At 44.6% G+C, this 13,668-nt stretch carries 11 protein-coding genes, 2 tRNA genes and 2 rRNA genes; 13 read left to right on the top strand and 2 right to left on the bottom strand.

Features of this window, described 5'->3' with window-relative positions; genetic code table 11:
- Positions 1-156 precede the first annotated feature (156 nt).
- The 8 genes from MP387_RS01800 to MP387_RS01835 all read left to right on the top strand — a co-directional run bounded on the left by MP387_RS01800 (position 157) and on the right by MP387_RS01835 (position 5,661).
- Entirely contained in the window at positions 157-456 is a 300-nt protein-coding gene (locus MP387_RS01800; protein WP_242747251.1) for a DUF4651 domain-containing protein, read from the top strand.
- Positions 453-770 (top strand): thioredoxin family protein, encoded by a 318-nt coding sequence (locus MP387_RS01805; RefSeq protein WP_049505072.1) that lies wholly within the window; start codon positions 453-455, stop codon positions 768-770. Before MP387_RS01800 ends, MP387_RS01805 begins: the two co-directional genes overlap by 4 nt.
- 15 nt (positions 771-785) lie before the next feature.
- On the top strand, positions 786-1,412 hold the full coding sequence (gene ytpR / locus MP387_RS01810) for a YtpR family tRNA-binding protein (RefSeq protein WP_242747253.1): 627 nt from the start codon (positions 786-788) through the stop codon (positions 1,410-1,412).
- A gap of 41 nt (positions 1,413-1,453) precedes the next feature.
- Positions 1,454-2,215, top strand: a complete 762-nt coding sequence (locus MP387_RS01815) for an SDR family NAD(P)-dependent oxidoreductase (protein WP_242747255.1) — start codon at positions 1,454-1,456, stop codon at positions 2,213-2,215.
- 78 nt (positions 2,216-2,293) lie between these two features.
- Positions 2,294-2,689 (top strand): single-stranded DNA-binding protein, encoded by a 396-nt coding sequence (locus MP387_RS01820; protein WP_000282459.1) that lies wholly within the window; start codon positions 2,294-2,296, stop codon positions 2,687-2,689.
- A gap of 156 nt (positions 2,690-2,845) precedes the next feature.
- Positions 2,846-3,130 carry a co-chaperone GroES gene (gene groES / locus MP387_RS01825; protein WP_000917326.1) on the top strand — a complete coding sequence of 95 codons (285 nt, stop codon included), beginning with the start codon at positions 2,846-2,848 and terminating at the stop codon, positions 3,128-3,130.
- 15 nt (positions 3,131-3,145) lie between these two features.
- Positions 3,146-4,768, top strand: coding sequence for a chaperonin GroEL (gene groL, locus MP387_RS01830; protein WP_242747257.1), 1,623 nt, complete (start codon positions 3,146-3,148; stop codon positions 4,766-4,768).
- Between the two features lie 125 nt (positions 4,769-4,893).
- A complete protein-coding gene (locus tag MP387_RS01835) occupies positions 4,894-5,661 on the top strand; it encodes an epoxyqueuosine reductase QueH (protein ID WP_242747259.1) in 768 nt (255 codons plus the stop codon).
- Positions 5,662-5,731: 70 nt separating this feature from the next.
- Here the strand turns inward: MP387_RS01835 and ntdP are convergent, their stop codons facing one another.
- Complete coding sequence (gene ntdP / locus MP387_RS01840; RefSeq protein WP_000775318.1) at positions 5,732-6,265, bottom strand: nucleoside tri-diphosphate phosphatase; 534 nt, start codon at positions 6,263-6,265, stop codon at positions 5,732-5,734.
- Positions 6,266-6,353: 88 nt separating this feature from the next.
- A complete protein-coding gene (gene recX / locus MP387_RS01845) occupies positions 6,354-7,130 on the bottom strand; it encodes a recombination regulator RecX (RefSeq protein WP_242747261.1) in 777 nt (258 codons plus the stop codon).
- A gap of 37 nt (positions 7,131-7,167) precedes the next feature.
- Between recX and rlmD the strand changes: the two genes are divergently transcribed.
- From rlmD to MP387_RS01870, 5 genes are all read left to right on the top strand, one after another.
- A complete protein-coding gene (gene rlmD / locus MP387_RS01850) occupies positions 7,168-8,550 on the top strand; it encodes a 23S rRNA (uracil(1939)-C(5))-methyltransferase RlmD (protein WP_242747268.1) in 1,383 nt (460 codons plus the stop codon).
- Positions 8,551-8,595: 45 nt separating this feature from the next.
- Positions 8,596-8,667 (top strand) — tRNA-Glu (locus MP387_RS01855).
- 232 nt (positions 8,668-8,899) lie between these two features.
- A 16S ribosomal RNA gene (locus tag MP387_RS01860) occupies positions 8,900-10,446 on the top strand.
- 51 nt (positions 10,447-10,497) lie between these two features.
- Positions 10,498-10,570 (top strand) — tRNA-Ala (locus tag MP387_RS01865).
- Positions 10,571-10,692: 122 nt separating this feature from the next.
- Positions 10,693-13,593 (top strand): 23S ribosomal RNA (locus MP387_RS01870).
- Together the 16S and 23S rRNA genes with 2 tRNA genes alongside form the textbook arrangement of a ribosomal RNA operon.
- Positions 13,594-13,668 lie beyond the last annotated feature (75 nt).

Here is a 13,668-nt window from a genome sequence, read left to right on the forward strand (position 1 = left end):
ACAATCTCAGAGGTTTTTAATCGATTCAGGAAAGTCTTGCTAACTCAGGCGCTTGGCAATAAGAATCAGAAGTCTTCTTTCCTCACCGAGGGAAGAGGTTTTTTACTTGCTTTTCTGCTACTTCCTCATTTGTCCTAGAGCCCTTTTTGTGTTACAATGAATGGTATGAAAGCTAAGAAATTATGGATGACTGGCTTGACTGTGGCTGGTCTAAGTGTCCTTGCTTTGGGGGCTAAAAAAGCAGCAGATAACCACAAACTCATGAAGACTCAAGAAGAGTTGACCGCTATCGTGCGCGAACTTTTCTCAGATATGGGTGAGATTGCGACTCTCTATGTTCAAGTCTACGAAAGTAGCCTAGAGCGACTTGTCGGAGGAGTCATTTTCGAGGATGGCCGTCATTATACCTTTGTCTATGAAAATGAAGACCTGGTCTATGAGGAGGAAGTCTTATGATTACTCCAAATAGTATAGAAGAGCTTGCAGGTTTTGTCGAGCAAGATGGCAAGAAGGTTTTCCTTTTTGTGGCAGACTGGTGTGGCGATTGTCGTTATATCTATCCATCCTTGCCAGAGATTGAGGAGACCAATCCAGAGTTCACATTTATTCGAGTGGACCGAGACCAGTATCTAGATCTGGCCAAACTCTGGGATGTGTACGGCATTCCTAGCCTTGTTGTGCTAGAAAAGGACAAGGAAATCGGCCGTTTTGTCAATCGCGACCGTAAAAGCAAGGAAGAAATTAACGACTTTTTAGCAGGACTGAAATAGGAGAAAATGGAAAGAATGATTTTTACATATAACAAAGAACATGTTGGTGATGTACTTATGGTCATCGTGAAAAATAGCGGAGATGCCAAACTAGACGTGGAGCGCAAAGGCAAGGTAGCCCGTGTTTTCCTCAAAGAAAATGGGGAAACAGTAGCTTGGAATATTTTCGAAGTTTCAAGTTTCTTTGAAATTGAAGAGCGTGGTCAAGTCTTTTTGACAGATGAGCAAGTCGCTCGTTTGAACCAAGAGTTGCAGGCGGAAGGCTTTGTAGAAGAAATTGTCAATGACAAGGAACCTAAGTTTGTTGTCGGTGAAATTGTCGAGATGGTCGCTCACCCAGATAGTGACCACCTCAACATCTGCCAAGTGGCAGTCGCAAGTGACAAGACAGTGCAAATCGTTGCAGGAGCACCTAATGCTCGTGTGGGATTAAAAACAATTGTAGCTCTTCCTGGAGCGATGATGCCAAAAGGTAACCTCATTTTCCCAGGTGAACTTCGTGGTGAAAAGAGTTTTGGCATGATGTGCAGTCCTCGTGAACTTGCCTTGCCAAATGCTCCGCAAAAACGTGGGGTTATTGAATTATCAGAAGACCAAGTTGTCGGAACTCCATTCGACCCAGCTAAACACTGGAATGCCTAGGAAGTTGTCAGTATCTGATACACCAGATAGAAGGAAATAAGATGGCAAAAAATGTTGTGATTACAGGAGCAACCTCAGGAATCGGTGAAGCGATTGCGCGTGCTTATCTGGAACAGGGGGAGAATGTCGTTCTAACAGGGCGACGGACAGACAGACTAGAGGCCCTCAAGTCAGAGTTTGCAGAAACTTTTCCAAATCAATCAGTTTGGACCTTTCCACTGGATGTGACGGATATGACTATGGTCAAGACTGTCTGCTCCGATATTTTGGAAACGATAGGGCAGATTGATATCTTGGTCAATAATGCGGGACTAGCTCTTGGCTTGGCTCCCTATCAAGACTATAAAGAATTGGATATGCTGACCATGTTGGATACCAACGTCAAGGGTTTGATGGCAGTTACTCGCTGTTTCTTGCCTGCAATGGTAAAAGCCAATCAGGGTCATATTATCAATATGGGGTCAACCGCAGGAATCTATGCCTATGCTGGGGCAGCTGTTTACTCAGCCACCAAGGCTGCAGTCAAGACTTTTTCAGATGGACTGCGAATTGATACCATTGCGACAGATATCAAGGTGACCACCATTCAGCCAGGAATTGTCGAAACAGATTTCTCTACAATTCGTTTTCATGGTGACAAAGAGCGAGCTGCGACCGTCTATCAAGGAATTGAGGCCTTGCAGGCACAAGACATCTCAGATACAGTGGTCTATGTGACCAGTCAGCCTCGTCGTGTGCAGATTACAGATATGACCATTATGGCCAATCAACAGGCGACAGGTTTCATGGTCCATAAAAAATAAAGAATCTCCTCAAAAAGTTACAAATTTCTGTAACTTTTTTTTGATTCCTTGCGAATAGATAAGTAGGAGGAAGAAAATATGTATAATAAAGTTATCATGATCGGGCGCTTAACGTCTACACCAGAATTGCACAAAACCAACAATGACAAGTCAGTAGCGCGAGCAACTATCGCTGTGAATCGTCGTTACAAAGACCAAAACGGTGAACGTGAAGCTGATTTTGTCAATTTGGTTCTTTGGGGGAAATTGGCTGAAACCTTGGCAAGCTACGCAACTAAAGGTAGTCTTATCTCTGTGGATGGAGAACTTCGTACCCGTCGCTTTGAGAAAAATGGCCAGATGAACTATGTGACTGAAGTCCTTGCCACAGGATTCCAACTTTTGGAAAGTCGCGCCCAACGTGCTATGCGTGAAAATAACGCAGGACAGGATTTGGCAGATTTGGTCTTGGAAGAGGAGGAATTGCCATTTTAAGCATTGAAAAGTCTGAGTTGGTCTCAGGCTTTTTTATATTGAGAAAGTCAGACTTTTTTCTTGACTATTTCTGACCAAGTGATACAATAGAACTATGAATTAGCACTCATATATAAAGAGTGCTAATAATATGTAGTTTATCATGGAGGAAAACAGATGTTGAAACCATTAGGAGACCGTGTGGTCTTGAAAATCGAAGAAAAAGAACAAACTGTTGGAGGCTTTGTCCTTGCGGGCTCAGCCCAAGAAAAAACAAAAACAGCCCAAGTTGTAGCTACTGGACAAGGTGTTCGTACCTTGAATGGTGACTTGGTTGCTCCAAGCGTTAAGCCTGGAGACCGTGTCTTAGTTGAAGCTCATGCAGGTATTGATGTCAAAGATGGCGATGAAAAGTACATTATCGTAGGCGAAGCCAACATCTTGGCAATCATTGAAGAATAGAAGGAGAAAGTAAGTATGTCAAAAGAAATTAAATTTTCATCTGATGCTCGTTCAGCTATGGTCCGTGGTGTCGATATCCTTGCAGATACTGTTAAAGTAACCTTGGGACCAAAAGGTCGTAACGTTGTTCTTGAAAAGTCATTCGGTTCACCATTGATTACCAATGATGGTGTAACAATTGCTAAAGAAATCGAACTAGAAGACCATTTTGAAAATATGGGTGCCAAATTGGTGTCAGAAGTAGCTTCTAAAACCAATGATATTGCGGGTGACGGGACAACTACTGCAACTGTCTTGACCCAAGCTATTGTTCGTGAAGGAATCAAAAATGTTACGGCTGGCGCAAACCCAATCGGTATCCGCCGAGGGATTGAAGCAGCGGTTGCAACTGCTGTGGAAGCCTTGAAGAACAATGCAATTCCAGTATCAAGCAAGGAAGCAATCGCACAAGTGGCTGCCGTATCCTCTCGCTCTGAAAAAGTCGGCGAATACATCTCTGAAGCCATGGAAAAAGTTGGTAAAGATGGTGTCATCACTATTGAAGAATCACGTGGTATGGAAACAGAGCTTGAAGTCGTGGAAGGAATGCAGTTTGACCGCGGTTATCTATCACAGTACATGGTGACAGATAGCGAAAAAATGGTGGCGGACCTTGAAAATCCATACATTTTGATTACCGACAAGAAAATTTCAAATATCCAGGAAATCTTGCCACTCCTAGAAAGCATTCTTCAAAGCAACCGTCCTCTCTTGATTATTGCAGATGATGTGGATGGTGAAGCTCTTCCGACTCTTGTATTGAACAAGATTCGTGGAACCTTCAACGTAGTAGCAGTTAAGGCCCCTGGCTTTGGTGACCGTCGTAAGGCTATGTTAGAAGACATCGCCATCTTGACAGGCGGAACAGTCATCACAGAAGATCTTGGTCTTGAGTTGAAAGACGCTACTATTGAGGCGCTTGGTCAAGCTGCTAGAGTAACTGTGGACAAAGATAGCACTGTTATCGTAGAAGGTGCTGGAAATCCTGAAGCTATTTCTCACCGTGTTGCAGTTATCAAGTCTCAAATTGAAACTACAACATCTGAATTTGACCGCGAAAAATTGCAAGAACGCTTGGCAAAATTGTCAGGTGGTGTCGCAGTTATCAAGGTCGGAGCTGCAACTGAAACTGAGTTGAAAGAAATGAAACTCCGCATTGAAGATGCCCTCAACGCTACTCGTGCAGCCGTTGAAGAAGGAATCGTTGCAGGTGGTGGAACTGCTCTTGCCAATGTCATTCCAGCCGTAGCTGATTTGGAATTGACAGGAGATGAAGCGACAGGACGTAATATTGTTCTCCGCGCCTTGGAAGAACCTGTTCGTCAAATCGCCCACAATGCAGGATTTGAAGGGTCTATCGTTATTGACCGCTTGAAAAATGCTGAAGTTGGTACAGGCTTCAACGCAGCAACTGGCGAATGGGTCAACATGATTGAAGAAGGAATCATTGACCCAGTGAAAGTGAGCCGTTCAGCCCTTCAAAATGCAGCCTCAGTAGCTAGCTTGATTTTAACAACAGAAGCAGTCGTAGCCAATAAACCAGAACCAGTAGCCCCAGCTCCAGCAATGGATCCAAGCATGATGGGCGGGATGATGTAAAAGTAACTTATAAAAAACACAAAAGGAGGGAACATGCATCCCTCCTTTTAAGGTTTTCTCTTCTAAAATTGATTTGAGCTCTCCTAACTTATATGATAAAATAAGACTAGAAAAAGGAGAAGAACATGATTGATGTAGAAGAAATTCTGAGCAAGATGAATCCCAATCAGAAGATTAATTATGACCGTGTCATGCAGAAAATGGTTCAGGTTTGGGAAAAAAATGAGCAACGTCCGACTATTCTCATGCATGTTTGCTGTGCTCCTTGTAGTACTTACACCCTAGAATACTTGACCAAATACGCGGATGTGACCATCTATTTTGCCAATTCTAACATCCATCCCAAGGCAGAATACCACAAGCGGGCTTACGTCACCAAGAAATTTGTCAGTGATTTCAATGAGCGAACAGGTAATAGGGTTCAGTACCTTGAAGCTCCCTACGAACCCAATGAATACCGGAAGCTAGTTAGAGGACTAGAAGAAGAACCCGAAGGTGGTGACCGTTGCAAGGTTTGTTTTGACTACCGTTTGGACAAAACAGCACAGGTAGCTATGGACTTGGGCTTTGACTACTTTGGTTCAGCCTTGACCATCAGTCCTCATAAGAATTCTCAAACCATCAACAGCATCGGAATTGATGTGCAAAAGATTTATACCACCCACTATCTCCCAAGTGATTTCAAGAAAAATCAAGGCTACAAGCGTTCGGTGGAGATGTGCGAGGAGTATGATATCTATCGTCAATGTTATTGTGGATGCGTCTATGCAGCTCAAGCCCAGAATATTGACCTGGTTCAGGTTAAGAAGGATGCCACGGCTTTCTTGTTGGATAAGGATGTTGAAAAAGACTATTCCCATATCAAGTTTACCGTCACTAAATTAGATATATAGAAACCAATCCAGGTGAAAAGCTGGTTTTTTCAAATAAAAAAACCAGGGCTTTCACCCCAGTTTGACAACTTTACCGATTCTTTAGTTCTATGTAGCGTTTGTACCAAATGTTGACATAGGCCTCTGAGAAAGGACCGCGTCCATTGTTGATCCAATCAACAAGGATTTTAACATGCTCTTTCAAAATATAGTCTAAATCATCAGAATACTTCATTTTGCGTTTATGGCGCTCATACTCTTCAACGTCCAAGAGACGTTTTTCACCATCAGTGAAGACCTTGACATCCAAATCGTAATCAATGTATTTCAGGGCTTCCTCATCTAGATAGTAGGGGCTGGCCATATTGCAATAGTAGGAAATCCCATTATCGCGAATCATGGCAATGATATTAAACCAATATTTTTTGTGAAAGTAAACAATAGCCGGTTCTCGAGTCACCCAACGACGACCGTCACTTTCGGTAACAAGTGTGTGGTCGTTGACGCCGATAATAGCGTTCTCTGTTGTTTTTAGTACCATGGTGTCTCGCCAAGTACGGTGAAGACTCCCATCATGCTTATAACTTTGAATTGTAATAAAGTCGCCTTCTTTTGGAAGTTTCATAACTAACCAACTTTCTACAATTTATAAGTTTATCGTCTACTATTATATCATAAATTGGTCTAATTTTTTTGAATTTTACCTGAAAATGTTAAAGATATTCTCTGAGAGCGCTTGCTATATCCGAAAAATCATAGCCTTTTCTAGCTAAAACTTGAGTTAAACGTTGCTTTAGTTCGTAACCTTCATACTTTCGAGCATACTTAGCATATTGTTTGTCTAGCTCTTTGAAAATGAGTTCTTGAGTCGTTTCTTGATTAACTTGACTATCCAAGTCGTCAAAGGCATTCTTAGCATCAGAATAGGAGAAGCCTTTGTTGGTCAAGTTTTGAATAATCTTATCCTGCAAGGCACGAGCGGGAAGCTTTCCCGTGTATTTTTTTAGCAGTTTCTCCGCCACACGTTGAGCAACCTCTGAAAAATCAAAATCCTTTAAAACATCTTCAATAGTTGATTTGACAATCCCTTTTTGAGACAGTTTTTGAGCTAGCACATAGGGTCCCTTATCTCCAGAGAGTTGATTTGCTTTGATAATAGAGTAGACATACTGACGATCATTTATCCAGTCATCTTCTTTAAGATTAGCGATAACTTGACTAATGATTTTTTCTTCAATATCATACTTTTTCAGGTACTCTCGCACTTCCTTTTCGGTTCGAGCTTTAAATGATAGATGGTAGAGGGCGAGATTTTTACCATAAGAGAACTGGGCAAAGTCCTGAATCTCGGTAAGTTCCTCTTTACTAATGACCTTATCTCGAGACAGCATAAAACGGACAATGGTATCTTCCGTGATAAAAGAGTTTTGCTGTCCATCTAACTCCATCAAGTAGAGACGTTTTTTCTTTTCAAGTTTTGTGATTTTCATAGTTCTATTATACCCTAAAATGTGATAAGATAGGGGTATGAATCTGAAAGTCAAACAAAAAATACCTTTAAAAATTAAGCGGATGGGCATCAATGGTGAGGGAATCGGTTTTTACCAGAAAACCCTCGTTTTTGTACCAGGCGCCCTCAAAGGAGAAGACATCTATTGTCAGATTACTTCTGTTAAACGTAACTTTGTTGAAGCCAAATTACTAAAGGTTAATAAGAAGTCGAAATTTCGGGTCGTGCCAGCTTGTACGATTTATAATGAATGTGGTGGTTGCCAAATCATGCACCTCCACTATGATAAACAGTTAGAGTTCAAGACGGATTTGCTCCACCAAGCCCTGAAAAAATTTGCTCCTGCAGGATATGAAAACTATGAAATCCGTTCAACTATCGGAATGCAGGAACCAAAGTACTACCGTGCTAAGCTTCAATTTCAGACTCGGAAATTTAAAAATCAGGTCAAGGCTGGTTTGTATGCGCAAAACTCTCATTATCTCGTAGAGTTGAAAGACTGCTTGGTGCAAGATAAGGAAACCCAAGTGATTGCGAATCGTCTAGCTGAACTTCTTACTTACCACCAAATTCCAATTACAGATGAGAGAAAAATGCTCGGTGTTCGCACCATTATGGTACGTCGAGCAAGAAAAACAGGACAAGTTCAGATTATCATTGTCACAAATCGCCAGATTAATTTAAATCAACTGGTTAAAGACCTAGTCAATGATTTTCCAGAAGTTGTCACGGTTGCTGTCAATACAAATACAGCAAAGACAAGTGAAATCTATGGTGAAAAGACGGAAATTATCTGGGGCCAAGAGAGTATTCAAGAAGGAGTACTGGACTATGAGTTTTCTCTCTCGCCCCGAGCTTTTTATCAGCTTAATCCTGAGCAGACAGAAATTCTCTATAGTGAAGCAGTTAAAGCTCTGGATGTCAGCAAAGAGGATCATCTAATCGATGCATATTGCGGTGTTGGGACGATCGGATTTGCCTTCGCAAATAAGGTCAAGAGTCTCAGAGGAATGGATATTATTCCAGAAGCCATTGAAGATGCCAAGCGAAATGCTAAAAAAATGGGATTTGACAATACCCATTACGAAGCGGGAACAGCAGAAGAGATTATTCCACGCTGGTATAAAGAAGGCTACCGAGCAGATGCCTTGATAGTTGACCCTCCACGTACAGGTTTAGATGATAAGCTACTGGATACCATTCTGACCTATGTTCCAGAAAAAATGGTCTATGTATCTTGCAATGTTTCGACCTTGGCACGAGATTTGGTTAAACTAGTAAAAGTCTATGACCTCCAGTATATCCAGTCGGTCGATATGTTTCCCCACACTGCACGAACAGAAGCAGTGGTTAAGTTAGTGAAGAAAAGAAAAATCAAATTCACTGAAAAAAGTTCTTGACAAAGGCGGAAAAGTAGGTATAATAGAAAGAGTTGAAAAGCTCAAGGTCCGTTGGTCAAGGGGTTAAGACACCGCCTTTTCACGGCGGTAACACGGGTTCGAATCCCGTACGGACTATGGGTATATTGTGGTAAAAAAACTTGGAAAAAAGTTTAAAAAATCTGTTGACAGAGACAGATGGCTGTGATATACTAATATAGTTGTCGCTTGAGAGAGAATGAGTGACAAAGACCTTTGAAAACTGAACAAGACGAACCAATGTGCAGGGCACTATAACTGAGGTTATAGTACTGAACAATGAAAAAAACAATAAATCTGTCAGTGACAGAAATGAGTGAGAACTCAAACTTTTAATGAGAGTTTGATCCTGGCTCAGGACGAACGCTGGCGGCGTGCCTAATACATGCAAGTAGAACGCTGAAGGAGGAGCTTGCTTCTCTGGATGAGTTGCGAACGGGTGAGTAACGCGTAGGTAACCTGCCTGGTAGCGGGGGATAACTATTGGAAACGATAGCTAATACCGCATAAGAGTAGATGTTGCATGACATATACTTAAAAGGTGCAATTGCATCACTACCAGATGGACCTGCGTTGTATTAGCTAGTTGGTGAGGTAACGGCTCACCAAGGCAACGATACATAGCCGACCTGAGAGGGTGATCGGCCACACTGGGACTGAGACACGGCCCAGACTCCTACGGGAGGCAGCAGTAGGGAATCTTCGGCAATGGACGGAAGTCTGACCGAGCAACGCCGCGTGAGTGAAGAAGGTTTTCGGATCGTAAAGCTCTGTTGTAAGAGAAGAACGAGTGTGAGAGTGGAAAGTTCACACTGTGACGGTATCTTACCAGAAAGGGACGGCTAACTACGTGCCAGCAGCCGCGGTAATACGTAGGTCCCGAGCGTTGTCCGGATTTATTGGGCGTAAAGCGAGCGCAGGCGGTTAGATAAGTCTGAAGTTAAAGGCTGTGGCTTAACCATAGTACGCTTTGGAAACTGTTTAACTTGAGTGCAAGAGGGGAGAGTGGAATTCCATGTGTAGCGGTGAAATGCGTAGATATATGGAGGAACACCGGTGGCGAAAGCGGCTCTCTGGCTTGTAACTGACGCTGAGGCTCGAAAGCGTGGGGAGCAAACAGGATTAGATACCCTGGTAGTCCACGCCGTAAACGATGAGTGCTAGGTGTTAGACCCTTTCCGGGGTTTAGTGCCGCAGCTAACGCATTAAGCACTCCGCCTGGGGAGTACGACCGCAAGGTTGAAACTCAAAGGAATTGACGGGGGCCCGCACAAGCGGTGGAGCATGTGGTTTAATTCGAAGCAACGCGAAGAACCTTACCAGGTCTTGACATCCCTCTGACCGCTCTAGAGATAGAGTTTTCCTTCGGGACAGAGGTGACAGGTGGTGCATGGTTGTCGTCAGCTCGTGTCGTGAGATGTTGGGTTAAGTCCCGCAACGAGCGCAACCCCTATTGTTAGTTGCCATCATTCAGTTGGGCACTCTAGCGAGACTGCCGGTAATAAACCGGAGGAAGGTGGGGATGACGTCAAATCATCATGCCCCTTATGACCTGGGCTACACACGTGCTACAATGGCTGGTACAACGAGTCGCAAGCCGGTGACGGCAAGCTAATCTCTTAAAGCCAGTCTCAGTTCGGATTGTAGGCTGCAACTCGCCTACATGAAGTCGGAATCGCTAGTAATCGCGGATCAGCACGCCGCGGTGAATACGTTCCCGGGCCTTGTACACACCGCCCGTCACACCACGAGAGTTTGTAACACCCGAAGTCGGTGAGGTAACCTTTTAGGAGCCAGCCGCCTAAGGTGGGATAGATGATTGGGGTGAAGTCGTAACAAGGTAGCCGTATCGGAAGGTGCGGCTGGATCACCTCCTTTCTAAGGATAAGGAACTGCACATTGGTCTTGTTTAGTCTTGAGAGGTCTTGTGGGGCCTTAGCTCAGCTGGGAGAGCGCCTGCTTTGCACGCAGGAGGTCAGCGGTTCGATCCCGCTAGGCTCCATTGGTGAGAGATCACCAAGTAATGCACATTGAAAATTGAATATCTATATCAAATAGTAACAAGAAAATAAACCGAAACGCTGTAGTATTAAAAGAGTTTATGACTGAAAGGTCAAAAAATAAGGTTAAGTTAATAAGGGCGCACGGTGGATGCCTTGGCACTAGGAGCCGAAGAAGGACGTGACAAACGACGATATGCCTTGGGTAGCTGTAAGTAAGCGATGATCCAGGGATTTCCGAATGGGGGAACCCAACAGGTACTACCTGTTACCCGCATCTGTTAAGGATGTGAGGAGGAAGACGCAGTGAACTGAAACATCTAAGTAGCTGCAGGAAGAGAAAGCAAAAGCGATTGCCTTAGTAGCGGCGAGCGAAACGGCAGGAGGGCAAACCGAAGAGTTTACTCTTCGGGGTTGTAGGACTGCAATGTGGACTCAAAGATTATAGAAGAATGATTTGGGAAGATCAGCCAAAGAGAGTAATAGCCTCGTATTTAAAATAGTCTTTGTACCTAGCAGTATCCTGAGTACGGCGGGACACGTGAAATCCCGTCGGAATCTGGGAGGACCATCTCCCAACCCTAAATACTCCCTAGTGACCGATAGTGAACCAGTACCGTGAGGGAAAGGTGAAAAGCACCCCGGGAGGGGAGTGAAATAGAACCTGAAACCGTGTGCCTACAACAAGTTCGAGCCCGTTAATGGGTGAGAGCGTGCCTTTTGTAGAATGAACCGGCGAGTTACGATATGATGCGAGGTTAAGTTGAAGAGACGGAGCCGCAGGGAAACCGAGTCTGAATAGGGCGCTTTAGTATCATGTCGTAGACCCGAAACCATGTGACCTACCCATGAGCAGGTTGAAGGTGCGGTAAGACGCACTGGAGGACCGAACCAGGGCACGTTGAAAAGTGCTTGGATGACTTGTGGGTAGCGGAGAAATTCCAAACGAACTTGGAGATAGCTGGTTCTCTCCGAAATAGCTTTAGGGCTAGCGTCGACATAAAGATTCTTGGAGGTAGAGCACTGTTTGGGTGAGGGGTCCATCCCGGATTACCAATCTCAGATAAACTCCGAATGCCAATGAATTATGGTCGGCAGTCAGACTGCGAGTGCTAAGATCCGTAGTCGAAAGGGAAACAGCCCAGACCACCAGCTAAGGTCCCAAAATAATTGTTAAGTGGAAAAGGATGTGGGGTTGCACAGACAACTAGGATGTTAGCTTAGAAGCAGCTATTCATTCAAAGAGTGCGTAATAGCTCACTAGTCGAGTGACCCTGCGCCGAAAATGTACCGGGGCTAAAACAATTTACCGAAGCTGTGGATACCTTTATAGGTATGGTAGGAGAGCGTTCTATGTGTGAAGAAGGTATACCGTGAGGAGTGCTGGAACGCATAGAAGTGAGAATGCCGGTATGAGTAGCGAAAGACAGGTGAGAATCCTGTCCACCGTAAGACTAAGGTTTCCAGGGGAAGGCTCGTCCGCCCTGGGTTAGTCGGGACCTAAGGAGAGACCGAAAGGTGTATCCGATGGACAACAGGTTGATATTCCTGTACTAGAGTATGTAGTGATGGAGGGACGCAGTAGGCTAACTAAAGCAGACGAATGGAAGTGTCTGTCTAAGCAGTGAGGTGTGATATGAGTCAAATGCTTATATCTATAACATTGAGCTGTGATGGGGAGCGAAGTTTAGTAGCGAAGTTAGTGACGTCACACTGCCAAGAAAAGCTTCTAGCGTTTAAACATACTCTACCCGTACCGCAAACCGACACAGGTAGTCGAGGCGAGTAGCCTCAGGTGAGCGAGAGAACTCTCGTTAAGGAACTCGGCAAAATGACCCCGTAACTTCGGGAGAAGGGGTGCTGACTTTACGTCAGCCGCAGTGAATAGGCCCAAGCAACTGTTTATCAAAAACACAGCTCTCTGCTAAATCGTAAGATGATGTATAGGGGGTGACGCCTGCCCGGTGCTGGAAGGTTAAGAGGAGTGCTTAGCGTAAGCGAAGGTATGAATTGAAGCCCCAGTAAACGGCGGCCGTAACTATAACGGTCCTAAGGTAGCGAAATTCCTTGTCGGGTAAGTTCCGACCCGCACGAAAGGCGTAATGATTTGGGCACTGTCTCAACGAGAGACTCGGTGAAATTTTAGTACCTGTGAAGATGCAGGTTACCCGCGACAGGACGGAAAGACCCCATGGAGCTTTACTGCAGTTTGATATTGAGTGTCTGTACCACATGTACAGGATAGGTAGGAGTCTATGAGATCGGGACGCCAGTTTCGAAGGAGACGTTGTTGGGATACTACCCTTGTGTTATGGCCACTCTAACCCGGATAGGTTATCCCTATCGGAGACAGTGTCTGACGGGCAGTTTGACTGGGGCGGTCGCCTCCTAAAAGGTAACGGAGGCGCCCAAAGGTTCCCTCAGAATGGTTGGAAATCATTCGCAGAGTGTAAAGGTATAAGGGAGCTTGACTGCGAGAGCTACAACTCGAGCAGGGACGAAAGTCGGGCTTAGTGATCCGGTGGTTCCGTATGGAAGGGCCATCGCTCAACGGATAAAAGCTACCCTGGGGATAACAGGCTTATCTCCCCCAAGAGTTCACATCGACGGGGAGGTTTGGCACCTCGATGTCGGCTCGTCGCATCCTGGGGCTGTAGTCGGTCCCAAGGGTTGGGCTGTTCGCCCATTAAAGCGGCACGCGAGCTGGGTTCAGAACGTCGTGAGACAGTTCGGTCCCTATCCGTCGCGGGCGTAGGAAATTTGAGAGGATCTGCTCCTAGTACGAGAGGACCAGAGTGGACTTACCGCTGGTGTACCAGTTGTCTTGCCAAAGGCATCGCTGGGTAGCTATGTAGGGAAGGGATAAACGCTGAAAGCATCTAAGTGTGAAACCCACCTCAAGATGAGATTTCCCATGATTTTATATCAGTAAGAGCCCTGAGAGATGATCAGGTAGATAGGTTAGAAGTGGAAGTGTGGCGACACATGTAGCGGACTAATACTAATAGCTCGAGGACTTATCCAAAGTAACTGAGAATACGAAGTGTGAGGTTTTCTTGGTATTTGATAGATATTCAATTTTGAGTAGGTATTACTCAGA

Origin of the sequence: Streptococcus oralis, assembly GCF_022749195.1 — a bacterium.
GTDB classification, from domain to species: domain Bacteria; phylum Bacillota; class Bacilli; order Lactobacillales; family Streptococcaceae; genus Streptococcus; species Streptococcus oralis_CI.

What these genes read in the sequence shown, in the direction of transcription:
- MP387_RS01800 (WP_242747251.1), top strand. Translation starts at nt 157, where the DNA reads ATGAATGGTATGAAAGCTAAGAAATTATGGATGACTGGCTTGACTGTG.
- MP387_RS01805 (WP_049505072.1), top strand. Translation starts at nt 453, where the DNA reads ATGATTACTCCAAATAGTATAGAAGAGCTTGCAGGTTTTGTCGAGCAA.
- ytpR (WP_242747253.1), top strand. Translation starts at nt 786, where the DNA reads ATGATTTTTACATATAACAAAGAACATGTTGGTGATGTACTTATGGTC.
- MP387_RS01815 (WP_242747255.1), top strand. Translation starts at nt 1,454, where the DNA reads ATGGCAAAAAATGTTGTGATTACAGGAGCAACCTCAGGAATCGGTGAA.
- MP387_RS01820 (WP_000282459.1), top strand. Translation starts at nt 2,294, where the DNA reads ATGTATAATAAAGTTATCATGATCGGGCGCTTAACGTCTACACCAGAA.
- groES (WP_000917326.1), top strand. Translation starts at nt 2,846, where the DNA reads ATGTTGAAACCATTAGGAGACCGTGTGGTCTTGAAAATCGAAGAAAAA.
- groL (WP_242747257.1), top strand. Translation starts at nt 3,146, where the DNA reads ATGTCAAAAGAAATTAAATTTTCATCTGATGCTCGTTCAGCTATGGTC.
- MP387_RS01835 (WP_242747259.1), top strand. Translation starts at nt 4,894, where the DNA reads ATGATTGATGTAGAAGAAATTCTGAGCAAGATGAATCCCAATCAGAAG.
- ntdP (WP_000775318.1), bottom strand. Translation starts at nt 6,265, where the DNA reads ATGAAACTTCCAAAAGAAGGCGACTTTATTACAATTCAAAGTTATAAG.
- recX (WP_242747261.1), bottom strand. Translation starts at nt 7,130, where the DNA reads ATGAAAATCACAAAACTTGAAAAGAAAAAACGTCTCTACTTGATGGAG.
- rlmD (WP_242747268.1), top strand. Translation starts at nt 7,168, where the DNA reads ATGAATCTGAAAGTCAAACAAAAAATACCTTTAAAAATTAAGCGGATG.